This window comes from Nonomuraea sp. NPDC050202 (assembly GCF_040656115.1).
In the GTDB taxonomy this organism is placed as follows: domain Bacteria; phylum Actinomycetota; class Actinomycetes; order Streptosporangiales; family Streptosporangiaceae; genus Nonomuraea.
The window spans coordinates 66,595-90,933 of the sequence record NZ_JBFALF010000008.1 but is presented as its reverse complement, the minus strand read 5'-3'; the positions used below and the strand labels follow the sequence as shown (position 1 = coordinate 90,933).

The window sequence follows — 24,339 nt, the reverse complement described above, 5'->3', positions numbered from 1 at the left end:
TCCCCTACTTCAGGGTGACCTTCTTGATGATGATCGGGATCTTCGGCGCGGTGGAGCCGCCGTCGCCCGTGATGTCGTCCGGGTTGACGATGACGCCGCCCTCGGCGACCTTCTCGATGATCTCAAGGCCGGACTTCACCACGCCCAGCACCGAGTACACCTGCTCGAGCTGGGTGTTCTCGTCCGAGAGCGAGATGGCGAACTGGCTGCTGTTCTGCCCCGCAGCGTCCAGCGGCTGGGTCAGGAAGACCACGCCCTTGCTGTACGGCATGACGTCCACGGCCTCGTCCCCGAAGACGTACCCGGCGTTGCCCTGGCCGTCGGTCTTGTTCTTGCCGTCGGCCTTGGCCTGGGGGTCGCCGCACTGCAGCAGGTACAGGCCGGAGGTCTCCGGCTTGGCCAGGCGGTGGCACTTGTTGCCCTCGTAGAAGCCCTTCTTGGCCAGGAAGGCCATCGAGTTGACCGAGCACGGGGTGGCGTTCGGGTCCACGTCGATGACGATGTCACCGTGGTTGGTCTTCACCGTCATCGTCGAGAGCTTCAGGTTGGGCTTCTTCGGAGGAAGCCCGACGAACTTGTGCGGGACCGACTTGTCCCGCTTGTACGTGCAGGTGATGTTCTTCGCCGCCTGTGGCGTGCTGCTCGGGAGCGCCGTCGGCAACGTGGCTGACGGCGAGGCCGACGCGGAGGCGGAGGCCGAGGGCGTGCTCTCGGCCGCTGCGTTGCTCGCGCCGTCGTTGCCCACCAGGGTGGTCGCGGCGAAGATGCCGCCCGCGACCACGACGACGGCCACAGCCGCGCCGATGAAGGTGTTCCGCCTTGCCTTGGCGCTCTGCTCGGCCGCGCGCTTCGCCTGCCGTTCCTTGTGCTCCCGCGCCAGCTCTTTCTGGCGGTCCTCTTCGTTCTGGCGGTCGTCGCCGCTCACCGCTATGTCCTCTCGTCTTTGCCAACGCATGACCAAACAACTCCGCGAATGCTACCGGCCCCCGATATGTGACGGACGTAAGTGGCGAAAGCCGCACCTGCGACTGTTGTGATCGCGAACCTTATGGTGTCCGCGTACGTAGTTGAAATGAGCACTAAGGAGGCGCCCCATGTTCGACCAGATCCTGGGCCTGCCGGCGCACGCCCTGATCATTCACTTCGCCGTGGTGCTGACCCCGCTGCTCGCCGCGGTCGCGGTGGCCTACGCGCTGCTGCCGCGCTGGCGGGCGAACGTCGCGTGGGCGGTGGTCCTGCTCTCGCTGGCGGTGCCGGCGGCGGTCTTCTCGGCCAGGCAGAGCGGCGAGAGCCTCAAGGCGGCCCGCTTCGGCACGGCGGAGGGCGAGATGGCCGCACGCATCTCCACCCACCAGAGCTTCGCCACCCCGCTGCTGATGTCGGTGCTCGGGCTGAGCGTCGCGGCCCTGCTGCTCGTGTACGCCACCCGCCCCGCCCGCGACTCCGTCGGCCGCGACCGCTTCGGCCGCCCCGTCACGATGATCCTCTCGGTGCTGACGGTGGTGCTGGCGGCCGTCTCCGGCTACTACGTCTTCCAGGCGGGCGACTCGGGCGCCAGAGCGGTGTGGTCGTGACGCGGGCCTGCTGCGGTGCGCGGCCGTGACGCGCGGCCGCGGTGCGCGGTCCTGACACGGGCCGGCTGCGGTGCGCGGTCGTGACGTGGAGCGGCGGGATGCGTGGACGCGACGCGGACCGGCGGGTGCGCCGCAGCGTGTAATCTCGCGTTGTGGATAGCCTGTTCGATTCGGCGGCTGAGGAGGCCACCCCGCAGCCTCTCGCGGTGCGCATGCGCCCGCGCACGCTCGACGAGGTGATCGGCCAGCGGCACCTGCTCGGCTCCGGCACCCCGCTGCGGCGCCTGGTCGAGAGCGAGGCTCCCATGTCGCTGTTCCTCTGGGGGCCGCCGGGCACCGGGAAGACCACGCTCGCCTACGTCGTCTCCAACGTCACCAAGCGCCGCTTCGTCGAGGTCTCCGCCGTGTCGGCGGGCGTCAAGGACGTACGCGCCGCCATCGACAACGCGCGCCGCGAGCTCGGCATGACGGGCCGGCAGACGGTGCTGTTCGTGGACGAGGTGCACCGCTTCAACAAGGCCCAGCAGGACGCCCTGCTGCCCGCCGTGGAGAACCGCTGGGTCACCTTCATCGGCGCCACCACCGAGAACCCGTTCTTCTCGGTCATCTCGCCGCTGCTGTCACGCTCGCTGCTGCTCACGCTGGAGTCCCTGTCGGACGACGACGTGCGCGCCGTCCTCCAGCGTGCCGTGTCCGACCCGCGGGGCCTGGCCGGTCGCGCCACCCTCGCCCCCGAGGCCCTGGAACATCTCGTCCGCCTAGCGGGCGGCGACGCGCGGCGGTCCCTGACGTACCTGGAGGCGGCGGCGCTGCTGGCCGACGACATCACGGTCGAGGTGGTGGAGAAGGCCGTCGACAAGGCCGCCGTCCGCTACGACCGCCAAGGCGACCAGCACTACGACGTGATCAGCGCGTTCATCAAGTCGATGCGCGGCTCCGACGCCGACGCCGCGCTCCACTACCTGGCCCGCATGATCGAGGCCGGCGAGGACCCGCGTTTCATCGCCCGCCGCATCGTCATCTTCGCCTCCGAGGACGTGGGCATGGCCGACCCCACCTGCCTGCAGACGGCCGTGGCGGCGGCGCAGGCGGTGCAGCTCATCGGCCTGCCCGAGGGGCAGATCAACCTCGCGCACGCCGTCATCCACTGCGCCATGGCGCCCAAGTCCAACGCCGTCGTCAAGGCCATCGGCGCGGCGATCGGCGACGTGCGCAAGGGGCTGATCGGGCAGGTGCCCGGGCATCTGCGCGACGCCCACTACCCGGGGGCGGCCAAGCTCGGGCATGGGGACGGGTACAAGTACCCGCACGACTTCGAGCACGGGCTGGTACGCCAGGAGTACGCGCCGGAGCAGGTGCGGGAGCGGCGCTACTACGAGCCGACCCGGCACGGGGCCGAGGCGCCGGTGGCCGAGCGGTGGGCGAAGATCCGCGACTTCCTCCGCAAGCCGTCCTGACCACCCGCCCGCCACCCCATCGTCCCGCCTCAGGGGCCGCGCTCGCCATGCGCCGCGGGGGTGGTGGCGGTGCCCGGGCGGTGGTGCGGGGCGCGGTAGGTTGATCAGGATATGACCGAGTACCGCGCCTCCTTCGACGCCGCGATCGCCTTCAGCAACGGCGGAGATCTCACCGTTCACGGCTTCCGGGTGGACCTGCCCGGCCCGGACACCTCAGAGGCCGACATCGCGGCGCTGTTCGTGGCGTCGCTGGGCCTGCTCATGACCGACACCGTGAAGCTCACCAACGTGCGGATCTTCTCCGAGCCGCACAAGGGCACCAGGGGCGGCCCGTCCGACCCGCGCCACACCCGGCAGCCGGCCACCGGCGACGGGCAGGGGAGGCTGGTCGAGCTCAACCACCTCCCGCAGGAGGGCGGCACCTACCTGGAGGCCCCGGGTGGCGACCTGGCCGCCGTCGAGCTGGTCAAGGCGGTGGACCTCCCCGCCGTGGTCGTGCGGGTGACGGGCGCGCGGCGCAGCCCCATCGGGGTCGGCTCGCTGGCCCCCTTCGACGTACGCGGCCACGCCGTGCTCCTGCACACCGGCGTACGCGAGGGCCACTGCCTGGCCGCCGACGCGGCCGCCTGGCTGGTGCAGCACGGCGCGGTGCTGGTCGGCACCGACGCCGACGGGCTCGACGACTGCGCGCACGAGGCCCGCCCCGCGCGCGAGGCGCTGCTCGGCGCGGGCGTCCCCGTCGTCGAGAGGCTGACGGGGCTGGAGCGGCTCCCGCCGACCGGCGCGCTGTTCACGGCCGCGCCCCCGCGCCTCCTGGGCGTCGGCCGCGTCCCGGTCCGCGCCTACGCCCGCCTCCCGCTCACGTAGCCAGGACCGTCCGCGCTCACCCCCGGCTCCCGCTCACGTAGCCCGGCCGGTACGCGTCCCACCCCCGTAACGCTTCGCCGTCGAATCGTGCAAAATCGTACTAAGCAAGCGATCGCGGGGAATCACCACCATGTGAAGGCAACGGTTACCCCCGGCGGAGGCCTTTTCGGCCCCCGGTCGATCACCTGGCGCGTGCACACCGAGACGCCGGGCTGGCCGGCCGCCGTACGAGCCTTCCAGCTCCAGTCCCTGCACCCCCGCACCATCCGCGGCATCGCCCAGAACTGCCTGCTCGACGACCCGGAGGTGGCCCGCGACCGGCTGCGGCGGCAGCTCGACTACATCGCCGTGCGCACGTTCGGCACCCGGGAGCAGGCCGAGCACGCGGCCGAGCGGGCGCGCCGGGTGCACGCCCGCCTGATCGGCCTCGACACCGACACCGGCACCCTGTTCCGGGTGAACGAGGAGGAGAACCTGCGCTGGGTGCACTGCGTGGAGGTCTGCTCGCACCTGGAGGTGGCCAGGCGCTCAGGCGTCCGGCTCACCGCGGCCGAGCGCGACGCGTACGTGGCCGAGCAGTGCCGCAGCGCCCGCCTCGTCGGCCTCGGGGACGTCCCCCGCGACACGGGGGAGCTGGACGACTACCTCGACGGCATGCGCCCGTACCTGTCGGCCACCGACGAGGCGCGCGACGCGCTGCGCCGCAGCCTCAGCCCGCAGCTGTCGCTCAGGCTGGCGTTCGTCGAGCCGCCGCTGGCACTCGGCTCGCTGCCCGCCGTGGGCGCGCTGGCGTTCGCGACGCTGCCCCCGTGGGCCAGGCAGATGTACGGCTGCCGCGGCAACCGGGCGGCCGGGTACGCGGCGGACGTGGCGCTCAAGGGGCTGCGTTCGGCGGCCATGGCGCTGCCGGAACGGCTGGTGGCGCCGGAGATCAGGGCGGCACGGGGGCTCATGCGCGCGGTCACGGAAGTGCCAGGGGCCGACGTGGCGGCCTGATCGGGGTCGCGCTCGCCACTAACGTTGTCACTCGAACGCGATAGGGTCTTGCCGTTCCGGCCCAGCGTACGAGGGAGATGAGCGGATGCTTACCGCTGGAGAGGTAGCCGGGCTGATCGCGGCCACGGGCTGGGTGGTCCTGGTCTGCGTCATGGCCATGGTGCTCGTCAAGCTCGCGAGGCTGCTCACCGAGACCACCAAGGCGGTCTCCGACCTGAACAACCGCCTCGCGCCGCTGCTCGACGACATGAGCGTCACGGTCAACGAGACCAACAGGCAACTGGTCGCGGTGGAGGCCATCGCCAAGGACGTCAAGCAGGTCAGCGGGCACGCGGCCAAGCTGAGCGCGGTCACGCAGACCATCTTCACCGGCCCGCTGATCAAGGTGTCCTCGCTCGGCTACGGCGTGCGCCGCGCCATCGAGGCCCGCCGCGTCAACCGGCCCCGGCCCCGCGCGAGACAGCCCAAGCAGGGACGAGTGCGATGATAAGAAGGCTGTTCTACCTGTCGCTCGGCGCGTTCCTGGCCTTCTGGGTGATGCGCAGGCTGCAGGCGCTGCACCCCGACCACGTCGCGCGCAGGACCGCCGACGGCGCGGCGGGGATGCTCCGGAGAGTGAGAGACTTTACTTCCGACGCGTTCGGCGAGGCCGCGGAGCGCGAAACGGAGTTGCGAGCGCGCTTCGGGCTCGACAACGCTGAGGACAGCAGCCGCTGAAGGCGGCGGCCACCGGAATCGGTGACCCGCTGCTGACGGCGACCGCAGGTGACGGCGCCTGCCGAGAGGCCGGCGCCGGTGCCGGCACGTGCTGCGCCGGCGTCGCCGAAGACGGCGACCAACGCTAGAAAACAACTGACTACAGCAAAGGATGGCCACCATGGAGTCGGCAGAGATCGCGCGCCGCTTCCTGCGCTTCTTCGAGGAGCGTGGGCACAAGGTAGTGCCCTCGGCCAGCCTGATCGCTGAGGACCCGACGCTTCTCCTGGTCAACGCGGGTATGGCACCGTTCAAGCCGTACTTCCTGGGGCAGCGAAAGCCTCCGGCGCCACGGCTGGCCACCGCGCAGAAGTGCGTGCGCACCCCCGACATCGACGAGGTCGGCAAGACGACCCGGCACGCGACGTTCTTCCAGATGCTGGGCAACTTCTCGATCGGCGACTACTTCAAGGCGGAAGTGATCCCGTTCGCGTGGGACCTGCTGACCAAGTCCGAGTCCGACGGGGGCTTCGGCTTCCCGGAGGACAAGCTGTGGGCGACGGTCTACCACGACGACGACGAGGCGTTCGAGATCTGGCGTGACAAGGTCGGCCTGCCCGAGCACCGCATCCAGCGCCGCGGCCTGGAGGACAACTACTGGCACATGGGCGTGCCCGGCCCCGGCGGCCCCTGCTCGGAGATCTACTACGACCGCGGCCCCGAGTACGGCAAGGAGGGCGGCCCCGTCGCCGACGAGGACCGCTACCTCGAGGTGTGGAACCTCGTGTTCATGCAGTACCAGCTCAGCCAGGTCCGCTCCAAGGTCGACTTCGACATCGCGGGCGAGCTGCCGAGCAGGAACATCGACACCGGCATGGGCCTGGAGCGCATGGCGGCGATCCTGCAGGGCGTCGACAACATCTACGAGATCGACACCACCTACAAGATCCTCGACAGGGCGGCCGACCTCACCAAGACCCGCTACGGCCGCGACCACCGCGCCGACGTCAGCCTGCGCGTGATCGCCGACCACGTCCGCACCGGCACCATGCTGGTCGCCGACGGCGTCCTGCCGAGCAACGAGGGCCGCGGCTACGTGCTGCGCCGCATCCTGCGCCGCTCGATCCGCAACCTGCGGCTGCTCGGCTCGGGCGACGAGCGCTACATGCACGAGCTGACCGACGTCGCGATCAACGTCATGGGGGAGCAGTACCCCGAGCTCAGGACGGACGCGCCGCAGATCCACTCGGTCATCGACGCCGAGGAGGCGTCGTTCCTGGGCACGCTGCGCACCGGCACGGCGATCTTCGACGTGGCGGTCGAGGAGACCAAGCGCAAGTCCGGCACCACGATCTCCGGCGACCAGGCGTTCAAGCTGCACGACACCTACGGCTTCCCGATCGACCTGACGCTGGAGATGGCGGCCGAGCAGGGGCTCCAGGTCGACGAGGAGGGCTTCCGCCGCCTCATGAAGGAGCAGCGGCAGATGGCGAAGGCCGACGCCGCGGCGAAGAAGACCGGCAACGCCGACATCTCGGTGTTCGGGCAGCTCCTGGAGACGGCGGGCCGGGTGGAGTTCCTCGGCTACGACCAGACCGAGGCCGACACCAGCGTGGTCGGCATCCTCGTGGACGGCCTGCCCGTCCCCGCGGCGGGCGCGGGCACCACGGTCGAGGTCGTGCTGCAGCGCACCCCGTTCTACGCCGAGGGCGGCGGCCAGCTCGCCGACCAGGGCGTGATCCGCACCAGCGGCGCCGAGGTCGAGGTGGTCGACGTGCAGACGCCGCTGGCCGGCCTCGTCGTGCACCGCGGCAAGATCCGCACCGGCGAGCTCAAGGTCGGCGACGAGGCGCAGGCGGAGATCGACATCGAGCGCCGCCGCGCGATCTCGCGCAGCCACAGCGCCACCCACCTCGTCCACCGCGGCTTCAAGAACGCGCTCGGCGAGACGGCGGCGCAGGCCGGCTCGGAGAACTCTCCCGGCCGCTTCCGCTTCGACTTCACCTCCGCGGGCGCGGTGCCGCCGAGCGTGCTGCGTGACGTCGAGGACGAGGTCAACGCCGTGCTCGTCAACGACCTCAAGGTCAACGCGTTCTACACCTCGCAGGCGGAGGCCAGGGCGATGGGCGCGCTGGCGATGTTCGGCGAGAAGTACGGCGACGAGGTCCGCGTGGTCGAGATCGGCGACTACTCGCGCGAGCTGTGCGGCGGCACCCACGTCCACAGCTCCGGCCAGCTCGGCCTGGTCAAGGTGCTCGGCGAGCAGTCGGTCGGCGCGGGCGTGCGCCGCGTCGAGGCGCTCGTCGGCCTCGACGCCTTCCGCTTCCTGGCGCGCGAGAGCGTGCTGGTCGCGCAGCTCACCGAGCAGCTCAAGGCGCGCCGCGAGGAGCTGCCCGAGCGCATCGACGGCATCGTCACCCGGCTGCGCACGGCGGAGAAGGAGCTGGAGAAGCTCCGCTCGGCCCAGGTGCTCCAGGCGGCGGGCGAGCTGGTGTCCCAGGCTCGCGACCTCCAGGGTGTCTCCGTGGTGACACACCGCGCGCCTGATGGAACCGGCGCCGATGACCTGCGTAAGCTCGCGCTTGATGTGCGTGGCAGGTTCCCGGCCGACAGGCCGGCGGTCGTCGTGATCGCCGGTGCCCCCTCCGACCGGCCGGTGGTGGTTGCCGCGGTCAACGAGGCGGGGCGCGAGCGGGGGCTCAAGGCCGGACAGCTGGTCGGCGTCGCCGCCAAGGCTCTTGGGGGTGGCGGTGGCGGCAAGGACGATGTCGCACAGGGCGGTGGCACGCGGCCGGAGGCGATCGGCGACGCGCTGCGCCTGGTCGAAGAGGCGATTTCTGGGCAGCTCGGCTGACATGAGGTTCGGTTCACGGATCGGCGTGGACGTCGGCTCCGTACGTGTCGGCGTGGCCCGCAGCGACCCCAGCGGGCTGCTGGCCACGCCGGTCGAGACCGTCAGGCGGGGCAAGGGCGACCTCGACCGCATCGCCGCGATCGTCGCGGAGCACGAGGCGATCGAGGTCGTGGTGGGGCTGCCCACCTCTCTGTCGGGGCGCGAGGGGCAGGCCGCGGGGCTGGCGCGCGAGTTCGCCGCCAAGCTGGCGGCGAAGCTGGCGCCCACGCCCGTGCGGCTGTTCGACGAGCGGCTGACGACGGTCGCGGCGCAGCAGGGGCTGCGGGCCAGCGGCGTGCGGGCCAAGAAGCAGCGGGGCGTCGTCGACCAGGCGGCGGCCGTCGTGCTGCTGCAGGACGCGCTCGACTCCGAGCGCGCCACGGAAAGACCACCAGGCAGGCCCGTCGAACCGCCCACAGCGGCCGACGGACCTGCCTCATGAGCGGGCGGACGACGGGGGTCCGTCCCGCTGGGACGCACCGGACGGGCGAGGCGGGGCGTGCGCCCGCCGCCGGTCGTGAGGTGATCTCGTGAACGGGACACCTGGGGACGAGGACGACCTCGGCGACGTGATCCCGTTCCGCTCCTCGGAGGACCGGCCGGCAGAGGGCCGGGCCTCGGAGGGGCGGTCGGGAGAGGGCCGGCCAAGGGAAGGCCGTTCATCGGAGACCGGGTCGCCGGAGGGCGGGTCGCCGGACGGCCAGTGGCCGGAGAGCGGGCCGGGGGCGGGCGAAGGAGCCCGCCAGGCCGCGCCGGGGCAGCCGGAGCCCGAGGCCGGGCAGGCCGCCGCCGACGCGGAGGTCATCCCGCTGCCGGCGTCCCGCCGGCGGGCCGTGCGCAAGGTGGGCCTGCTCTCCGCGGGCCTGCTGGCCGGGGTGCTGGCCCTGGGCGCGGGGGCCATCGCGGTGCTCAAGCCGTACCTGAGCCCCGACGACTTCGACGGGCCCGGCAGCGGCGCGGTGACCGTGCGGATCGCGCCGGGCTCCAGCGCGGAGGCGATCGGCTCGGCGCTGGCCGACGCCGGGGTGGTGGCCAGCGCGCGGTCGTTCGTGAACGTGACGGAGGACCGCGCGGTCAGCGACCGCCTGCGGCCCGGCCACTACCGGCTGCGCAAGGGCATGGCGGCGGGGGCGGCGCTCGACCTGCTGCTCAGCCCGGCCGCCAGGATCGTGCGGCGGGTGACCGTGCCCGAGGGCATGCGGGTGTCGGAGGTGCTGACCCGCCTGTCCAAGCAGGCCGGGCTGTCACTGCAGGCGCTCAAGGGCGTGGACACGGCCCTCGTCGGCCTGCCCGAGTACGCCAACGGCCTGGAGGGGTTCCTGTTCCCGGCCACGTACGAGATCGAGCCCGGCGACACGGCCGTGGACGTGCTGGCGGCCATGGCCGAGCGCTTCGCCGCCGCGGCGCGGCACGTGGGCCTGGAGGAGCAGGCGCCGCGGGTGAACCTGACGCCGCTGCAGGTCGTCACGGTGGCCAGCCTGATCCAGGCCGAGGGCGGCACCGACGCGGACTATCCGAAGATCTCGCGGGTGATCTACAACCGGCTGGCGAGGAACATGCCGCTGGAGATCGACAGCACGGTCCTGTACGCGCAGAACAGAAGGACACTGAAGGTCACGGAGCGTGACACCAAGGTGAACTCCCCCTACAACACCTATCGCCACAAAGGACTGCCTCCCGGGCCCATCGCCAATCCTGGCGAGAAGGCGCTGATGGCGGCCCTGAACCCTGCCGAAGGTGATTGGCGGTGGTTTGTAACGACGGATCCAGCGCATAGAATCACCAAATTCACCAGCAAAGAGAGCGAGTTCGTGAGATACCGGGAAGAGTTGAACAAGAACCTCGGGGCGAGCTGATGTTCGATGGGACCCCCTACCTTCCCGCACAAAGGTCCCAAAGTGGGGCGTGTGTCCTCTTTCCGTCCCCTAGCATGGCTACCCAGAGTGATCCCCGTCGTGCGGTGCAGTGCGCACGGCGGCTCCCCCAGTTTCGCTCGGTGACACCAGCCGGTCGGGCAGTTCCGCTTGACGCCCGACCGGCGGTACCGGGAGATTGGCCAGCGCACCTATGAACGATCTCGACCTGAACACCCTGCTCGGCGCCGAGGACGACGAAGGCTCGTCCCGGCGCCGCTCCCGGAATTCCGGCCGACGTGGCAGCCGCAGGCGGCGCCGCCGCCGCAACCGGGGCAGATTCATCGCACCGCTGCTCGCGTTCGTCGTCCTGGCGGGCATCATCGGCGGCGGCGGCTACTACGGCTACATGTGGCTCAACGACGCTCTCGTGCCCGACGACTTCACCGGTCAGGGGACCGGCGAGGTCGTCGTCGAGATCAAGCCGGGTCAGAGCGCCTCGGAGGTGGCGCAGGAGCTGGAGCGGCAGGGGGTCGTCGCCAGCGCCAGGGCGTTCACCAACGCCATCTCCAACGCGAACATGAGCGCCTCCCTGCAGCCCGGCGAGTACAAGCTGCGCAAGAAGATGTCGGCCGCCAGCGCCGCCGCGATGCTCGTCCCGGCCAACCGGCTGCTCGCCAAGGTGACGCTGGAGGAGGGGCTGCGGCTGTCGCAGACGCTCGTCAAGCTGGCCGAGGAGACAGGCAAGCCGATCAAGGAGTTCCAGGCCGCGGCCAAGGACGCCGAGGATCTGGACCTGCCGTCGTACGCCAAGGGCAACCTCGAGGGGTACGCCTTCCCCGCCACGTACGAGTTCCAGCCCAAGACCACGCCCAAGGAGATGCTGGCGGCGATGGTCAAGCGGTTCAACCAGACGGCCGAGACGGTGGACCTGGAAAGCGGCGCCAAGGCGCTCGGCTTCAAGCCGCAGGAGATCATCGTCATCGCGAGCATCGTGCAGGCCGAGGCCGGCCGGACGCAGGACATGGCGAAGATCGCCCGGGTCATCTACAACCGGCTCGCACTCCCGATGAAGCTGCAGATGGACAGCACGACGATGTACGCCCTGGGCAAGTTCCGCACCAAGGCGACCTTCGCCGAGACGGAGACCAGGCACCCGTACAACACGTACTACGTCGACGGTCTGCCGCCCGGAGCCATCACCAACCCCGGCGACCACGCCATCGAGGCGGCGCTGAACCCTGCCAAGGGGAGCTGGCTCTACTTCGTCGCCACCGACCCCAAGAGCAACGTCACCGAGTTCGCCACGACGGAGGCCGAGTTCCGCCAGCTCGAGGCCAAGCTCCGGGCGAACGGAGGCTGACCCGCGCCCGCCCCGGCCCGTGCTGGCGGGCCGGGGCGATAGGGTCGTCCCGTTCGGAAGGAGTGGGGGATGCGGGCTGCGGTGATGGGGTCGCCCATCGGCCATTCGCTCTCGCCTTACCTGCACAGGGCCGCCTACCAGGCGATGCGGCTCGACGGGTGGAGCTATGAGGCGTTCGAGTGCGACGAGGCGCGGCTGCCGGGGCTGCTGGCTGAGCTGAGGCCCGTACGCGGGCAGGCGGGCGCCGGTGACGACGCCTGGGCGGGCCTGTCGCTCACGATGCCGCTCAAGCGGGCCGTGCTGCCCCTGCTGGACACGGTCTCCGAGCTGGCCGTCGAGGTCGGCGGGGCCAACACCGTGGTCTTCCGCGACGGGCGGCGCCACGGCGACAACACCGACGTCTACGGCATCGAGCAGGCGCTGGCCTCGGCGGGGGTGCCGGCGCCGCGCTCGGCGACCATCCTGGGCGGCGGCGCCACGGCGGCCTCCGCGCTGGCGGCGCTGCGCAACCTCGGGCTGTACTCGGCCACCTTGCTGGTGCGCGATCGCGCGCGGGCGGGGGAGACCGCGGCGGTGGCCGAGCGGCTGGGGGTGGCGCTGGCGGTGGAGACGTTCGACAAGCTCGACGCGTTCACCGGGGTGGACCTCGTGGTGTCCACGCTGCCGGGCCGGGCGGCCGACGCGTTCGCGAGCCGGCTGGCGCGGGTGCCGGCGCTCTTCGACGTGATCTACTCACCGTGGCCGACCGACGCGGCGGCGGCTGTCACGGCCGCGGGCGGAATCGTGGTCGGGGGGTTCGAGATGTTGCTGCACCAGGCGGTGCGGCAGGTTCAGCTGATGACCGGCTTCGCGGAGGTGCCGGTGGAGGCCATGCGTGCCGCTGGGGAGGCCGAGATCCTCAGGCGAGCAGTTCGAACGGGTTGATCACGATCACGCCCGTGTCCGCGAAGTCCTTCACGTTGCGGGTGACCACGCTCCAGCCGTGGACCTTGGCCGTGGCGGCGATCAGCATGTCAGAGGCTCCCCGTGGCCGCTGGTTGCACAGGCGTCCCCATTCTTCGGCGATGTCCTCGGTGACGGGGACGATCCTGCTCCCGAAGGAGGCATACAGCCGTGCCAGCCAGCGTTCGAGGATCAGCGCCTGCTGGGGGTCGCGACGCCTGCGCTGTTCGATGCCCCAGCGGATCTCACCGATCGACATGACGCTGAGGTAGAGCGTCGGCCCGAGCGAGGACGCCACCCACGCCTTGACGTCCGAGTTGCCGTGCGGCTTCCGCACCTCCGAGATGATGTTGGTGTCGAGAACGTAACCGACGCTCACCAGCCGAGGTCCACTTCTCGCGGAAGCTCCCTGCTGCGCGGGATCTCCAGGTCGTCGGGCCAGTCAGGGGCGCTGAGCAGGAACTCCTTGAAGTCCGGCTCCGGCTCGGTGCTCGTGAGCCTGCGGTACTCGTCCATGTCGAGGATGACCGCGATATTCCTTCCATGCTTGCTGACGACCTGAGGTCCCTCATCGTGGGCCCGTCTGAGAACCTCGCTGAAGCGCTGCTTGGCTTCTTGAACCTGCCATGTGGCCGTTTCGGCCCGTTCTGCGGTCATATAGCCTCTTTCTGACTAGTTTCCTGGACAGAAGCCTAGTGCAGGGGTTCCCGCCAGCGGGGATGATTCGAGCAAGCCTCAGCGTTGTGGTAATGTAGCTCTCTGATCGGTCCGGCATGCATTGCTGGACGCGCAAGCGGAGGTCTCCCTCCCACCCGAGTCACCGAAAGGCGGCCGGGTCCAGGATCACGCCGGACTACTCCGGGGAGCTCGAGGCCACGAAAGCCACAGAGCTCAGTGGCCCCGCATGCGCGACGTGCGGGGCTTTTCGCATTCGGGGGAATGCGTCAAGCTCCGATACGACGAGCACGTAGGGATCGCAAACCTAGGAGGCCCCATCAGCACTGAGCCCCGCATCAACGAGCGTATCCGAGTTCCCGAGGTTCGCCTCGTGGGCCCGAACGGCGAGCAGGTAGGCATCGTCTCGATTCACGACGCCCTGAAGCTCGCCCAGGAGGCCGACCTCGACCTCGTCGAGGTCGCGGCCACGGCTCGACCGCCCGTGTGCAAGCTCATGGACTACGGCAAGTTCAAGTACGAGTCCGCGATGAAGGCGCGCGAGGCGCGCAAGAATCAGGCGCACACGATCATCAAGGAGATCAAGCTCCGGCCGAAGATCGACCCGCACGACTACGAGACCAAGAAGGGTCACGTGGTGCGGTTCCTCAAGGCGGGGGACAAGGTCAAAGTCACGATCATGTTCCGCGGACGCGAGCAGTCCCGGCCGGAGCTCGGCTTCCGGCTGCTGCAGCGGCTGGCGGACGACGTCCAGGAGCTCGGCTTCGTGGAGTCCCACGCCAAGCAGGACGGTCGTAACATGATCATGGTGATCGGTCCGCACAAGAAGAAGGCCGAGGCAAAGGCCGAAAAGGCCGCAGCCAAGGCACAGCGTGGCGGCGAGGAGCCTTCCGTACCGGAAGAGTGACCCGCGGTTGGGGTTAGCCTTACAGGCACCCCAGCAGCCACCGGCAGACGTTAGACGCCGCGACCGGGTCGGCCAGCACCGGCCCGGCCACCGGCACGACCGAAACGAGGAGAGACGGCGACATGCCGAAGATGAAGACGCACAGCGGTGCGAAGAAGCGGTTCCGGCTCACCGGCACCGGCAAGATCAAGCGTCGCCGTGCCAACCGCGCGCACTACAACGAGTGGAAGTCGTCCACTCTGACGCGCCGTCTCAAGAACGAGGTCGTCCTTTCCGACGCCGATTCCAAGAAGATCAAGAAGCTGCTCGCCAAGTAGCGCGAACTTTCCCCGGGGAGAAGAAACATGGCACGCGTGAAGCGGGCGCTCAACGCCAAGAAGAAGCGCAGGGTCGTCCTCGAGAGGGCGAGCGGTTACCGTGGCCAGCGGTCGCGTCTCTACCGCAAGGCCAAGGAGCAGATGCTCCACTCGATGACGTACGCCTACCGGGACCGCAAGGACCGCAAGGGCGCCTTCCGTCGTCTGTGGATCCAGCGCATCAACGCCGCCGCTCGTCAGAACGGCATGACCTACAACCGCCTGATCCAGGGTCTGCGTCTGGCCAACATCGAGGTCGACAGGAAGATCCTGGCCGACCTCGCGGTGAACGACAGCCAGACCTTCGCCACGCTCGTCGAGGCCGCCAAGAAGGCGCTTCCGGCGAACGTGAACGCTCCGGCCGCGAGCTGAAGCGGTCGATCTGACCGAGGGGCCCACCGATGCCGGTGGGCCCTTTGTTGCTGTCTGAACGGTTGCCGTCTGTACGAGTGGGGGAAGTTTTGGCCGGGTCCGAGCTGACCAACGTCAGGTCGCCGCGGGTGAAGGCCGCCAGGCGGCTCACCAAGCGCGCCTTCCGCGAGCAGGACAGGAAGTTCCTGGCCGAGGGGCCGCAGGCGGTGCGCGAGGCGCTCAGGCTCGACGACGTGACGCTGGAGCTGTTCACCACGGCCGAGGCCGAGCTGCGCCACCCCGAGATCGTCACCGAGGCCGCGCGCCGGGGCGTGCCCGTGCACCGGGCCAGCGGCGAGGTCATGTCCGAGCTCTCCCAGACCGTGACGCCGCAGGGGCTGGTGGCCGTCTGCCGGCTCGTGCACGTGCCGCTGGAGGAGGCGCTGAGCGGCGAGCCGCGGCTGGTCGCGATGCTCGCGCACGTACGCGACCCGGGCAACGCGGGCACCGTGATGCGGGCCGCCGACGCCGCCGGGGCCGACTCGGTGATCTTCACCGACGCCTCCGTGGACCCGTACAACGGCAAGTGCGTGCGCGCGAGCGTCGGCAGCCTCTTCCATCTCCCCGTCACGATCGGTGCACCGGTGGGCGCCGCCGTGCGTCAACTGAGGGAGCGGGGCCTGCGCGTGCTGGCGGCCGACGGCGCGGGCAAGCACACGCTCGACGATGTGGATCTTTCGGGACCCACCGCGTGGATCTTCGGCAACGAGGCCTGGGGACTGCCGGAGGAGATACTCGCCGAGGCGGACGATGTGGTCAGAGTGCCCATCTACGGACAGGCTGAAAGCCTGAACCTGGCCACCGCCGCGGCGGTATGCCTTTACTCCTCGGCGAGGGCTCAGCGGGTGCCCTAGGTGGCGGGAAACCCGCTATTGTCGGCGTTGTAGGCGGAGGAGGCGAGGTCGTGCACGGCGCAGACACCGACGGGCGAGTAGTGGCCGCCGCGTGCACGATAGCCATCGACGATCTTCCCGACGGCCTCATCGTGACCGACCGATATGGGTGCGTCCTGGCCGTCAACCGGGCCGCCTCGCGGCTCACCGGCGTCGCGATGGAGCGCGCGGTCGGCCGGCACATGAGCGACGTGTTCCCGTTCCGCGACCACGACGGGCGCGACTGGTGGAAGGCGCTCGACCCCGAGGGCGGGCTGCGCACCAGGAGCCGGGCCCCGGAGCGGCCGCTGCACCTGCCCGGTGGGCAGGAGCTGTACGTGGCGGCCAGGCTCGTGCGCGAGCCCGAGCGCGCCGGCGAGGTCGAGCGCGTCACGATCACCCTGCGCGACGGCGGGGCCCGCGCCCGGCTGGAACGCAGCCGCGCCGACCTGGTCTCGACCGTGGCCCACGAGCTGCGCTCCCCGCTGACCAGCGTCAAGGGCTTCACCGCGACGCTGCTGGCCAAGTGGACCCGCTTCACCGACGAGCAGAAGCGCGTCATGCTCGAGACGGTCAACAACGACGCCGACCGCGTCACCCGGCTCATCACCGAGCTGCTCGACGTCTCGCGCATCGAGTCCGGGCGGCTGGAGGTGCGCCGCCAGGTCGTCGACCTGCCCGCCAGGGCGCGCAGGCTCATCGCGGGCCGGGTGGCCGCCGGAGAGGCGGAGGACCGGTTCCGGCTCGTCGTGGGCGACGACCTGCCGGAGATGTGGCTCGACCAGGACAAAGTCGACCAGATCCTGGGTAATCTGGTGGAAAACGCGCTGCGCCATGGGCGTGGCACTGTCACAATCGAGATCGAGTCCGTCGGATGGGGAGTTGCCGTGTCGGTGCGCGATGAGGGCGAGGGCATCGAGCCCGAGCTGGCTCCGCGCGTCTTCAGGCAGTTCTGGCGGGGCGGCAACAGCCGCCGCCGCGGCGGCACCGGGCTGGGCCTGTTCATCGTGAAGGGCCTGGTCGAGGCGCATGGCGGCACGATCACGGTGCAGCGCGCGCCCGAGGGAGGGGCGGAGTTCCGATTTACCGTGCCCACCGGCACGCCCGACTTCGCCAGCGTCTAGGTCGTCGAGTTCGGGCCCGGTGGGCGGGTCCCACTAGACTCTTTTCCGCTCAAGCCCTGGATACGGAGCCCACTCTTGTCTGACTACGATCCCGTCGAGGTGACACCGTTGCATGCCGACGAGTTGTCCCGGATGGAGGCCGACGCCATCGCGGCGATCAAGGCGGCCGGCGACCTCGACGCACTCAAGCAGGCCAGGCTGGCGCACGCGGGTGACCGCTCGCCGATCGCCCTGGCCAACCGCGAGATCGGGGCCCTGCCCCCGGCGGCCCGCGCCGAGGCGGGCAAGCGGGTCGGCGGCGCCCGCAAGGCGATCAACGAGGCCCTGGCCGCGCGCCAGGCCGAGCTCGAGGCCGAGCGCGACGCGCGGGTGCTCGTCGAGGAGACCGTCGACGTCACCCTGCCGTGGGACCGTCGCCCGCGCGGCGCCCGCCACCCGCTGACCACGCTGCAGGAACGCATCGCCGACGCGTTCGTCGCGATGGGCTACGAGGTGGCCGAGGGTCCCGAGCTCGAAGGCGAGTGGTTCAACTTCGACGCGCTCAACATCGCCAAGGACCACCCGGCCCGCTCCGACCACGACACGTTCTTCGTCGGGTCCACCGAGTCCGGCATGGTGCTGCGCACGCAGACCTCGCCGGTGCAGATCCGCGCGCTGCTCCAGCGCGAGCTGCCGGTGTACGTGATCTCGCCGGGCAAGACGTTCCGCACCGACGAGCTCGACGCCACCCACACCCCGGTCTTCCACCAGACCGAGGGCCTGGCCGTCGACGAGGGCCTGACGATGGCGCACCTCAAGGGCACGCTCGACCGGTTCGCCGAGGTGATGTTCGGCAAGGGCATCACGACCCGCTTCCGGCCCAACTACTTCCCGTTCACCGAGCCGTCCGCCGAGATGGACCTCAAGTGCTTCGTCTGCCGCGGCGCCTCGGCCGTGCCGGGCAACCCGCCCTGCCGCACGTGCAAGTCGGAGGGCTGGATCGAGTGGGGCGGCTGCGGCATGGTCAACCCGCGCGTGCTCATCGCGTGCGGCGTGGACCCCACGCGTTACTCCGGGTTCGCGTTCGGCATGGGCATCGAGCGCACGCTGATGTTCCGCCACAACGCCGAGGACATGCGCGACATGGTCGAGGGCGACATCCGCTTCACCCTCCCGTTCGGAATGGAGATCTGATGAAGGTCCCGCTCTCCTGGCTGCGGGAGTACGTCGATCTCCCGGCGGTCACCGCGCACGAGGTGGCCGACAAGCTGACCGCGGCCGGGCTCAAGCTGGAGTCGATCACCTCGCACGGGTACGACGTCAAGAACGTCGTGGTCGGCGAGGTACTCGAGATCGAGGAGCTGACCGGCTTCAAGAAGCCGATCAGGCACTGCAAGGTCGAGGTGGGGGAGGCGACGCCGCGCGAGATCGTCTGCGGCGCGACCAACTTCGTCGCCGGCGACCGCGTGCCCGTCGTGCTGCCCGGCGGCGTGCTGCCCGGCGGGTTCGAGGTCGGGGCGCGCAAGACGTACGGGCGCATGTCCGAGGGCATGATCTGCTCCGAGCGCGAGCTCGGCCTGGGCGACGACCACAACGGCATCATGGTGCTGCCCGCCGGCACGCCGATCGGCACCGACGTGGTCGAGCTGCTCGGGCTGCGCGACGACGTGATCGAGCTGGAGATCACGCCCGACATCGGCTACGCCCTGTCGATCCGCGGCGTGGCCCGCGAGGCGGCGACCGCGTTCGGGGTGGACTTCCGCGACCCCGCCGACGTTGAGCTGCCCGCCGACAGCGCGCCCGCGTGGCCCGCCTCGATCGCCGACCCGACGGCGTGCGACCGGTTCGTGCTGCGCGAGGTGAGCGGCTTCGACCCGGACGCCCAGAGCCCGCTCTGGATGCGCGTGCGCCTCACGCGGGCCGGCATGCGTCCCGTGTCGCTGGCCGTCGACATCACCAACTACCTGATGCTGGAGCTGGGGCAGCCGCTGCACGCGTTCGACCGGGCCAAGCTGCGCGGCGAGATCGTCGTGCGCAGGGCCGTGGCCGGCGAGCGGCTGGAGACGCTCGACCACGTGGTGCGCGAGCTCGACCCCGACGACATCCTCATCACCGACCAGTCGGGGCCGATCTCGATGGCCGGCACGATGGGCGGCCTGGAGACCGAGATCTCCGGCGCCTCCACCGACATCGTCATCGAGGCCGCGCACTTCTCCGCGACCGGCATCTCCCGCGAGTCGCGCCGGCACGGGCTCGTGTCCGAGGCGTCCAAGCGGTTCGAGCGCGGCGTGGACCGCGAGCTGCCGCTCGTCGCCTCGTGGCGGGCGGTGCAGCTGCTGGCCGAGCTGGGCGGCGCCACCGTGCGGCCCGGTGTCACGCACGCCGAGGTCGAGGTGGAGCCCGCGCGCATCGCGATCCCGGCCGGCTACCCGAGCCGGGTCGCCGGCGTCGAGTACTCCAAGGACACCGTGGTCGCCCGGCTGGAGCAGGTCGGCTGCGTGGTGACCGACGGCGACGACCCCGCCGTGCGCAAGGGCGGCGTGGCCCCCACCGGGGTCGTGACCGGCGGCGCGCTGGCGGCCAGGCTGGCCGTCACCGGCGACGACATGATCACGGTGACGCCGCCGTCCTGGCGGCCCGACCTCACCGACCCCAACGACCTGGCCGAGGAGGTCATCCGGCTGGAGGGCTACGAGAGCCTCCCGTCGGTGCTGCCCTCCGCCCCGGCCGGCGCCGGGCTCACCGAGGGCCAGCGGCTGCGCAGGCGGGCCGGCAGGGCGCTGGCCGAGGGCGGCTACGTCGAGGTGCTCAGCTACCCGTTCATCAGCGGCGACGACTTCGACCGGCTGCTGCTGCCCGGCGACGACGCGCGGCGCGCGGCCGTGCGGCTGGCCAACCCGCTGTCCGAGGACGAGCCGCTGATGCGCACCACGCTGCTGCCGGGGCTGCTCAAGACCCTCGTCCGCAACGTCGGGCGCGGCTTCACCGACGTGGCGCTGTTCGAGACGGGCTCGGTCTACCGGCCTCGCCCGGGCGCGCCGGAGGCGGCGCCCGTGCTCGGCGTCGAGCGGCGGCCGACCGCCGAGGAGGTCGCCTCCATCGAGGCGGCGCTGCCCGACCAGCCGCTGCGGGTCGCGGTGGTGCTGGCCGGCGAGTTCGAGCGGTCCGGCTGGTGGGGCGGCGGGCGCGCGGCCTCCTGGGCCGACGCTGTGCAGGCCGCCCGGCTGGTGGCGGCCGAAGCGCGGGTGGAGCTGTCCATCAGCGCCGACCAGCACGAGCCCTGGCACCCCGGCCGGTGCGCCGCCCTGTACGTGGGCGACACGCTGGTGGGGCATGCCGGTGAGCTGCACCCGCGGGTGATCGAGGCGTACGGGCTGCCGGCGCGTACGGCGGCGATGGAGCTGGAGCTGTCGCGGCTGGAGGCCGTCATGCCGGGGCCGGCGCAGACGCCCCCGGTGTCCGCGTATCCGGTGGCCACGCAGGACGTCGCGCTGATCGTGCCCGACTTCACGCCGGTCGCCGATGTGGAGGCCGCGCTGCGCGACGGGGCAGGGGAGCTGCTGGAGTCGATCCGGCTGTTCGACGTGTACGCCGGGGAGCAGGTGGGCGAGGGGAACAAGTCGCTCGCCTACTCGATGCGGTTCAGGGCCGCCGACCGTACGCTGACCGTCGAGGAGACGACGGCGGCGCGGGACGCGGCGGTGGCGATGGCGGCCGATCGCGTGGGGGCTCAGCTTCGCGGATGAACGCCTGTTGGGGGCCGGTGCGGCGGGTGCCGTGCCGGCCCCTCAGCGGGTGCGGAGCCTGAGCAGCGTGGAGAGGTCGATGTCGATGTCGAACGGAACCGTCAGCTTCAGCCAGTCATGGTGGACGCCGGCGGGGGCGTAGGACTTCGTGGCCGGGTCGAGTTCGAATACAAAGATCGCCGGCTTCTCGTGGATCTCCTCGATGCGCCAGAAATGAGGAATCCCCGCCTCGGCGTAGAGGACAGGCTTGCGATACCTGTCCCGCAGCTCTGACTCCGGCGAGACCACTTCGACCACGATCATGACGTCAGCGGCGTCGTAGCAGGTGACGCCCGGGTCCACGGGAGCATGGGGGCCCAGAACGAGGAGGTCGGGCTCTGGGCGTTGCCGCGGACCGAGCTTGACGGTCATATGCGAGACTACGTCGTGATCTGCGGGCACGAGGGCTTCCAGTGCGTTGTGCAACCGGTGAATGACGGTCTCGTGGAAGCGTCGCTGGGGACTCACGAAGACCAAGCTTCCATCAATCAACTCTGTGTGCGCAGGCAAATCCGGAAGGTGATCGAGGTCTTCGGCGACGAAGCCCTGCGGAGGCGGAAACACCCAGTCGGGGAGCGAGGGAGGCGTCATCGTAACGATCACCGCTTCGGCAGTCATGGTTCAACGCTACCAATCTATTGTGCTCACGCCTCGTGAACGTCAAGACACGGATGGGAAGTTAAGAAGGCCGTTCTATGACTCAGTTGCTCGTTTTCGGCGAGAGGGACGACGCCGAAGAGGTCGCCGAGACGCTCGGGGAGTGGTTTCCCGGGCTGGGTGTGCCGCGGGTGGTGCGGGAGACGCTGGCCGGGGAGGACGACGCCGAGGACGCCCAGTGGCTGGTCGTGGTCGAGGGGCTGGACCACGAGGCGCTGGGCAAGGTGGATGAGCTGGTCGAGCGGTACGACGGGTGGCGTGAGGCGGGCTGAGGGGTTCGCCGGGCAGCGAACACGGGCCCGGCGCCGGGGCTCGCGCGGGAGTGTGGGGGCATGCGAGTTGCCGTGCTTTCCGACATTCATGGGGTGCTGCCCGCGCTGGAGGCCGTGCTGGCCGAGCCCGACGTGGCCGGGGCCGATCTGGTCGTGCTGACCGGGGACATGGCCGCGGGGCCGATGCCGGTGGAGACGCTCGACCTGCTGGTCTCGCTGGGGGAGCGGGCCCTGTGGGTGAGCGGTAACGCCGATCGGGAGCTGGTGGAGGCGGCCGGAGGGAAGGTCAGCCCGTACGCGTCCTCCCGGTGGGCGGCGGGGCAGCTGCGTGACGGCCAGGTCGAGTTGCTGGCCGGGTTGCCGGCGCGGCAGGTGCTGGAGCTCGGGCGGCTGGGGACGACCCTGTTCGTGCATGCGACGGCGCGCAGCGACGAGGAGGTGATCCTGGTCGACAGCTCGCTGGAGCGGTGGGGCGAGGTGCTGGCCGGTGAGCGGGCCGAAACCGTGGTGGTGGGGAACACGCACATGCCGTTCGTGCGGCTGGTCGATCGGGTGCGGGTGGTGAATCCCGGGTCTGTGGGGATGCCGTACGGGACGTACGGGGCGCACTGGGCGTTGCTCGACGGGGAGAGCGGCGCGGTGACGTTGCGGTGCACGCCGCTCGACGCCACGCGGGTGGCGGAGCGGCTGCGGGCCGGGAGCACGTTCGAGGGGATCGAGGAGTGGGTGGGGGAGTACGTGACCAGCGTGTACTCCGATGCCGAGGCGTTGCGGGCGTTCGCCAAGGCGGAGGGGAGAGCCTGAGCGGGCGGTGAGCTCGCGCGGGTGTCCGCGGGTACGAGACCGTGAGCTCGCGCGGGTGTCCGGCGGGGCGGGCGGTGAGCTCGCGCGGGTGTCAGGCTGTGGCCTCGGCCGCTGCCGCCGCCTCCCGGCGGGCCTTCTCCGACAGCGCGTGCTCGTCCGTCCTGGCGTCGTACCGGCGGAACTTCGGCAGGGCGGCGGCCAGGGCCGCGACGGCGGCCACGCACAGGACGCCGCCGCTGGTGAGGGAGAAGCGGACGCCGCCCAGGTCGGCCATCAGGCCGGCGCGGGCGTTGCCCAGCATGGGGCCGCTGGCGTAGGAGAGCAGCTCGATGCCGGCCAGGCGGCCGCGGTACTCGGGCGGGATGGTCTGGTTCCACATGGTCATGCGGAAGATGCCGCTGATCATGTCGGCGGCGCCGGCGAGCGCGATGCAGGCGAAGACCAGCCACACGTTCGGGGCCAGGCCGGACAGGGCCACGCCCACACCCCAGACCACGGCCGCGACGATCACGCCGAGGCCCTGGCGTTGCACCCGCGCCGTCCAGCGGCCGGTGAGCGAGGCGATCAGGGCGCCGACCGCGGCGGCCGAGTACAGCAGCCCGACCGCGTGCGGTGCTCTCAGCTCGTCGGCCAGGAACGGGAACAGCGTCGTGCCCATCGCGAAGACCATGGCGGCGATGTCGACGAGGTAGGTGCCCATCAGGTCGCTGCGGCGCATCGCGTACCGTACGCCGTCGAGCAGCGACTGCAGGGAGGGTGGCGCGGCGTCCTCGGCGGGCGGGATCGCGCGGACGCGCCAGAGCAGGGCCAGCGACACCACGAAGGTCAGCGTGTCGACGGCGTACGCGGCGGCGGTGCTCCACGTCACCAGCACGCCGCCGAGCGCGGGGGCGACGATGGCGCCGAAGTTCCAGCGCAGGCTCGACAGCATGGCGGCGGCGCTCTGCTGCTCGTGCTTGACCACCTGCTGGAGCACGGCCTCCAGGCTCGGGCGTTGCAGGGAGGCGATGCCGGTGGTGATGGCGCCGATCACGTACAGGACCCAGATCTGCGGCTCGGGCAGCATCGCGTTGACCATGAGGACCGCGGAGGTGCCCATCAGGCCCAGCTCGCTCAGCACGATGACCTTGCGGCGGTCGAGCGCGTCGGCGATGGCCCCGCCCCACAGGCCGCACACCACCATCGGCACGAACTCCGCCAGGCTGACCAGGCCGACCGCCAGCGGGGAGTCCGTCAGCTGCTTCATCTGGACCGGCACCGCCACCATGGTGATGAACGTGCCGAACATCGTGATGACGCCGGAGCCGAAGAGCAGCCGGTAGTCGCGGGAGTCGCGCAGCGGGCTCAGGTCGAGCGACAGGTGGCGGAGTAGGCGTTTCACGGCAGGTAGCACGAGGTGCAATTGTCGGTCAGCGTCGGAGCGTTGGGCAAATCGTTTTCGCGGGCACGGGAACGGCCCTCCGGATGTCCGGAGGGCCGTCACGAGCCGGGGTTCAGGCGGCGGGGACCTTGTCCAGGAAGCCGAGCACCTTGCTGATCCTGCCGTCTTCGGCCAGCTCGACCACGTCGAACCCGACCGCGACCGGCTCCCCGCCCTCCGGCCCCAGGTGCCAGGTGAAGCGGGCGATGTGGTGGTGGGTGTCGAAGACCTCGCCGGGGGTGAAGACCAGGCCGGGGAACATGCCCTGCGCGCCCTCGATCACCGCGGCGATCCCGGTGTGGCCGGCGACGTCGGCGAGCGGGTCGGTGTAGGTGGCGTCCTCGGTCCAGAGCGCGGCCACGGCCTTGGCGCGGGCCTCGGGGTCGGTCTCGTTCCAGCAGGCGATGTAGCGGTCGACGAGGTTCATGGTGATGTC

At 70.7% G+C, this 24,339-nt stretch carries 26 protein-coding genes; 20 read left to right on the top strand and 6 right to left on the bottom strand.

What is annotated here, in order from left to right; translation table 11 throughout:
- Window positions 1-4: 4 nt before the first annotated feature.
- Entirely contained in the window at window positions 5-925 is a 921-nt protein-coding gene (locus AB0I79_RS23165; RefSeq protein WP_357876125.1) for a peptidylprolyl isomerase, read from the bottom strand.
- Window positions 926-1,094: 169 nt separating this feature from the next.
- On the opposite strand from AB0I79_RS23165, the gene AB0I79_RS23160 reads away from it, so the two are divergent.
- The 11 genes from AB0I79_RS23160 (at window position 1,095) to AB0I79_RS23110 (ending at window position 12,623) form a co-directional block, all read left to right on the top strand.
- Window positions 1,095-1,574 carry a DUF2231 domain-containing protein gene (locus AB0I79_RS23160; protein ID WP_357876124.1) on the top strand — a complete coding sequence of 160 codons (480 nt, stop codon included), beginning with the start codon at window positions 1,095-1,097 and terminating at the stop codon, window positions 1,572-1,574.
- 152 nt (window positions 1,575-1,726) lie between these two features.
- Window positions 1,727-3,031 carry a replication-associated recombination protein A gene (locus AB0I79_RS23155; protein WP_357876122.1) on the top strand — a complete coding sequence of 435 codons (1,305 nt, stop codon included), beginning with the start codon at window positions 1,727-1,729 and terminating at the stop codon, window positions 3,029-3,031.
- 111 nt (window positions 3,032-3,142) lie between these two features.
- Window positions 3,143-3,898, top strand: coding sequence for a cyclase family protein (locus AB0I79_RS23150; RefSeq protein ID WP_357876120.1), 756 nt, complete (start codon window positions 3,143-3,145; stop codon window positions 3,896-3,898).
- Window positions 3,899-4,090: 192 nt separating this feature from the next.
- Window positions 4,091-4,894 carry an oxygenase MpaB family protein gene (locus AB0I79_RS23145; protein WP_357876118.1) on the top strand — a complete coding sequence of 268 codons (804 nt, stop codon included), beginning with the start codon at window positions 4,091-4,093 and terminating at the stop codon, window positions 4,892-4,894.
- 85 nt (window positions 4,895-4,979) lie between these two features.
- Window positions 4,980-5,381, top strand: coding sequence for a DUF948 domain-containing protein (locus AB0I79_RS23140; RefSeq protein ID WP_357876116.1), 402 nt, complete (start codon window positions 4,980-4,982; stop codon window positions 5,379-5,381).
- Window positions 5,378-5,611, top strand: a complete 234-nt coding sequence (locus AB0I79_RS23135; protein ID WP_185103257.1) for a hypothetical protein — start codon at window positions 5,378-5,380, stop codon at window positions 5,609-5,611. Before AB0I79_RS23140 ends, AB0I79_RS23135 begins: the two co-directional genes overlap by 4 nt.
- Window positions 5,612-5,771: 160 nt before the next feature.
- On the top strand, window positions 5,772-8,444 hold the full coding sequence (gene alaS / locus AB0I79_RS23130) for an alanine--tRNA ligase (RefSeq protein WP_357876114.1): 2,673 nt from the start codon (window positions 5,772-5,774) through the stop codon (window positions 8,442-8,444).
- Between the two features lies 1 nt (window position 8,445).
- Entirely contained in the window at window positions 8,446-8,925 is a 480-nt protein-coding gene (gene ruvX / locus AB0I79_RS23125; RefSeq protein ID WP_357876112.1) for a Holliday junction resolvase RuvX, read from the top strand.
- Window positions 8,926-9,013: 88 nt separating this feature from the next.
- Entirely contained in the window at window positions 9,014-10,339 is a 1,326-nt protein-coding gene (gene mltG / locus AB0I79_RS23120; RefSeq protein WP_357876110.1) for an endolytic transglycosylase MltG, read from the top strand.
- A 211-nt stretch (window positions 10,340-10,550) separates the two neighbouring features.
- Window positions 10,551-11,699 carry an endolytic transglycosylase MltG gene (mltG, locus tag AB0I79_RS23115; RefSeq protein ID WP_357876109.1) on the top strand — a complete coding sequence of 383 codons (1,149 nt, stop codon included), beginning with the start codon at window positions 10,551-10,553 and terminating at the stop codon, window positions 11,697-11,699.
- A gap of 69 nt (window positions 11,700-11,768) precedes the next feature.
- Window positions 11,769-12,623 carry a shikimate dehydrogenase gene (locus AB0I79_RS23110; RefSeq protein WP_357876107.1) on the top strand — a complete coding sequence of 285 codons (855 nt, stop codon included), beginning with the start codon at window positions 11,769-11,771 and terminating at the stop codon, window positions 12,621-12,623.
- On the opposite strand, the gene AB0I79_RS23105 is transcribed toward AB0I79_RS23110, so the two are convergent.
- Together AB0I79_RS23105 and AB0I79_RS23100 are read right to left on the bottom strand one after the other, a co-directional pair.
- Entirely contained in the window at window positions 12,598-13,020 is a 423-nt protein-coding gene (locus AB0I79_RS23105; protein WP_357876105.1) for a type II toxin-antitoxin system VapC family toxin, read from the bottom strand. The two genes, AB0I79_RS23110 and AB0I79_RS23105, sit on opposite strands and share 26 nt — an antisense overlap.
- On the bottom strand, window positions 13,017-13,298 hold the full coding sequence (locus tag AB0I79_RS23100) for a type II toxin-antitoxin system Phd/YefM family antitoxin (protein WP_357876103.1): 282 nt from the start codon (window positions 13,296-13,298) through the stop codon (window positions 13,017-13,019). Before AB0I79_RS23100 ends, AB0I79_RS23105 begins: the two co-directional genes overlap by 4 nt.
- A gap of 337 nt (window positions 13,299-13,635) precedes the next feature.
- Here AB0I79_RS23100 and infC point away from each other — a divergent pair, with 337 nt between their 5' ends.
- The 7 genes from infC (at window position 13,636) to AB0I79_RS23065 (ending at window position 20,711) form a co-directional block, all read left to right on the top strand.
- A complete protein-coding gene (gene infC / locus AB0I79_RS23095) occupies window positions 13,636-14,223 on the top strand; it encodes a translation initiation factor IF-3 (RefSeq protein WP_308210958.1) in 588 nt (195 codons plus the stop codon).
- Between the two features lie 122 nt (window positions 14,224-14,345).
- Window positions 14,346-14,540: a 50S ribosomal protein L35 gene (gene rpmI / locus AB0I79_RS23090; protein WP_043622108.1), complete on the top strand. Its 195-nt coding sequence runs from the start codon at window positions 14,346-14,348 to the stop codon at window positions 14,538-14,540.
- Window positions 14,541-14,567: 27 nt separating this feature from the next.
- Window positions 14,568-14,951 carry a 50S ribosomal protein L20 gene (gene rplT / locus AB0I79_RS23085; RefSeq protein WP_043622113.1) on the top strand — a complete coding sequence of 128 codons (384 nt, stop codon included), beginning with the start codon at window positions 14,568-14,570 and terminating at the stop codon, window positions 14,949-14,951.
- 89 nt (window positions 14,952-15,040) lie between these two features.
- Window positions 15,041-15,844: an RNA methyltransferase gene (locus tag AB0I79_RS23080; protein ID WP_357876591.1), complete on the top strand. Its 804-nt coding sequence runs from the start codon at window positions 15,041-15,043 to the stop codon at window positions 15,842-15,844.
- Between the two features lie 50 nt (window positions 15,845-15,894).
- Complete coding sequence (locus AB0I79_RS23075; protein ID WP_357876101.1) at window positions 15,895-16,986, top strand: ATP-binding protein; 1,092 nt, start codon at window positions 15,895-15,897, stop codon at window positions 16,984-16,986.
- A gap of 132 nt (window positions 16,987-17,118) precedes the next feature.
- A complete protein-coding gene (gene pheS / locus AB0I79_RS23070; protein WP_357876589.1) occupies window positions 17,119-18,159 on the top strand; it encodes a phenylalanine--tRNA ligase subunit alpha in 1,041 nt (346 codons plus the stop codon).
- Complete coding sequence (locus AB0I79_RS23065; protein ID WP_357876099.1) at window positions 18,159-20,711, top strand: phenylalanine--tRNA ligase subunit beta; 2,553 nt, start codon at window positions 18,159-18,161, stop codon at window positions 20,709-20,711. Before pheS ends, AB0I79_RS23065 begins: the two co-directional genes overlap by 1 nt.
- 42 nt (window positions 20,712-20,753) lie before the next feature.
- Here the strand turns inward: AB0I79_RS23065 and AB0I79_RS23060 are convergent, their stop codons facing one another.
- A complete protein-coding gene (locus AB0I79_RS23060) occupies window positions 20,754-21,368 on the bottom strand; it encodes a Uma2 family endonuclease (protein ID WP_357876097.1) in 615 nt (204 codons plus the stop codon).
- Between the two features lie 77 nt (window positions 21,369-21,445).
- Here AB0I79_RS23060 and AB0I79_RS23055 point away from each other — a divergent pair, with 77 nt between their 5' ends.
- A complete protein-coding gene (locus AB0I79_RS23055; RefSeq protein WP_357876095.1) occupies window positions 21,446-21,679 on the top strand; it encodes a hypothetical protein in 234 nt (77 codons plus the stop codon).
- Window positions 21,680-21,739: 60 nt separating this feature from the next.
- Window positions 21,740-22,483 carry a metallophosphoesterase family protein gene (locus AB0I79_RS23050; protein ID WP_357876093.1) on the top strand — a complete coding sequence of 248 codons (744 nt, stop codon included), beginning with the start codon at window positions 21,740-21,742 and terminating at the stop codon, window positions 22,481-22,483.
- 91 nt (window positions 22,484-22,574) lie between these two features.
- On the opposite strand, the gene AB0I79_RS23045 is transcribed toward AB0I79_RS23050, so the two are convergent.
- Both AB0I79_RS23045 and AB0I79_RS23040 read right to left on the bottom strand, forming a co-directional pair.
- Window positions 22,575-23,864: an MFS transporter gene (locus tag AB0I79_RS23045; protein WP_357876091.1), complete on the bottom strand. Its 1,290-nt coding sequence runs from the start codon at window positions 23,862-23,864 to the stop codon at window positions 22,575-22,577.
- A gap of 112 nt (window positions 23,865-23,976) precedes the next feature.
- Complete coding sequence (locus AB0I79_RS23040; protein ID WP_357876089.1) at window positions 23,977-24,330, bottom strand: nuclear transport factor 2 family protein; 354 nt, start codon at window positions 24,328-24,330, stop codon at window positions 23,977-23,979.
- Window positions 24,331-24,339: the final 9 nt, after the last annotated feature.

Coding starts and splice junctions, on each gene's coding strand:
- AB0I79_RS23100 (WP_357876103.1), bottom strand. CDS start 13,298: ATGACCGCAGAACGGGCCGAAACGGCCACATGGCAGGTTCAAGAAGCC.
- AB0I79_RS23135 (WP_185103257.1), top strand. CDS start 5,378: ATGATAAGAAGGCTGTTCTACCTGTCGCTCGGCGCGTTCCTGGCCTTC.
- AB0I79_RS23110 (WP_357876107.1), top strand. CDS start 11,769: ATGCGGGCTGCGGTGATGGGGTCGCCCATCGGCCATTCGCTCTCGCCT.
- rplT (WP_043622113.1), top strand. CDS start 14,568: ATGGCACGCGTGAAGCGGGCGCTCAACGCCAAGAAGAAGCGCAGGGTC.
- mltG (WP_357876109.1), top strand. CDS start 10,551: ATGAACGATCTCGACCTGAACACCCTGCTCGGCGCCGAGGACGACGAA.
- alaS (WP_357876114.1), top strand. CDS start 5,772: ATGGAGTCGGCAGAGATCGCGCGCCGCTTCCTGCGCTTCTTCGAGGAG.
- AB0I79_RS23050 (WP_357876093.1), top strand. CDS start 21,740: ATGCGAGTTGCCGTGCTTTCCGACATTCATGGGGTGCTGCCCGCGCTG.
- AB0I79_RS23150 (WP_357876120.1), top strand. CDS start 3,143: ATGACCGAGTACCGCGCCTCCTTCGACGCCGCGATCGCCTTCAGCAAC.
- pheS (WP_357876589.1), top strand. CDS start 17,119: ATGGAGGCCGACGCCATCGCGGCGATCAAGGCGGCCGGCGACCTCGAC.
- ruvX (WP_357876112.1), top strand. CDS start 8,446: ATGAGGTTCGGTTCACGGATCGGCGTGGACGTCGGCTCCGTACGTGTC.
- rpmI (WP_043622108.1), top strand. CDS start 14,346: ATGCCGAAGATGAAGACGCACAGCGGTGCGAAGAAGCGGTTCCGGCTC.
- AB0I79_RS23140 (WP_357876116.1), top strand. CDS start 4,980: ATGCTTACCGCTGGAGAGGTAGCCGGGCTGATCGCGGCCACGGGCTGG.
- AB0I79_RS23065 (WP_357876099.1), top strand. CDS start 18,159: ATGAAGGTCCCGCTCTCCTGGCTGCGGGAGTACGTCGATCTCCCGGCG.
- AB0I79_RS23060 (WP_357876097.1), bottom strand. CDS start 21,368: ATGACTGCCGAAGCGGTGATCGTTACGATGACGCCTCCCTCGCTCCCC.
- AB0I79_RS23040 (WP_357876089.1), bottom strand. CDS start 24,330: ATGAACCTCGTCGACCGCTACATCGCCTGCTGGAACGAGACCGACCCC.
- AB0I79_RS23055 (WP_357876095.1), top strand. CDS start 21,446: ATGACTCAGTTGCTCGTTTTCGGCGAGAGGGACGACGCCGAAGAGGTC.
- AB0I79_RS23160 (WP_357876124.1), top strand. CDS start 1,095: ATGTTCGACCAGATCCTGGGCCTGCCGGCGCACGCCCTGATCATTCAC.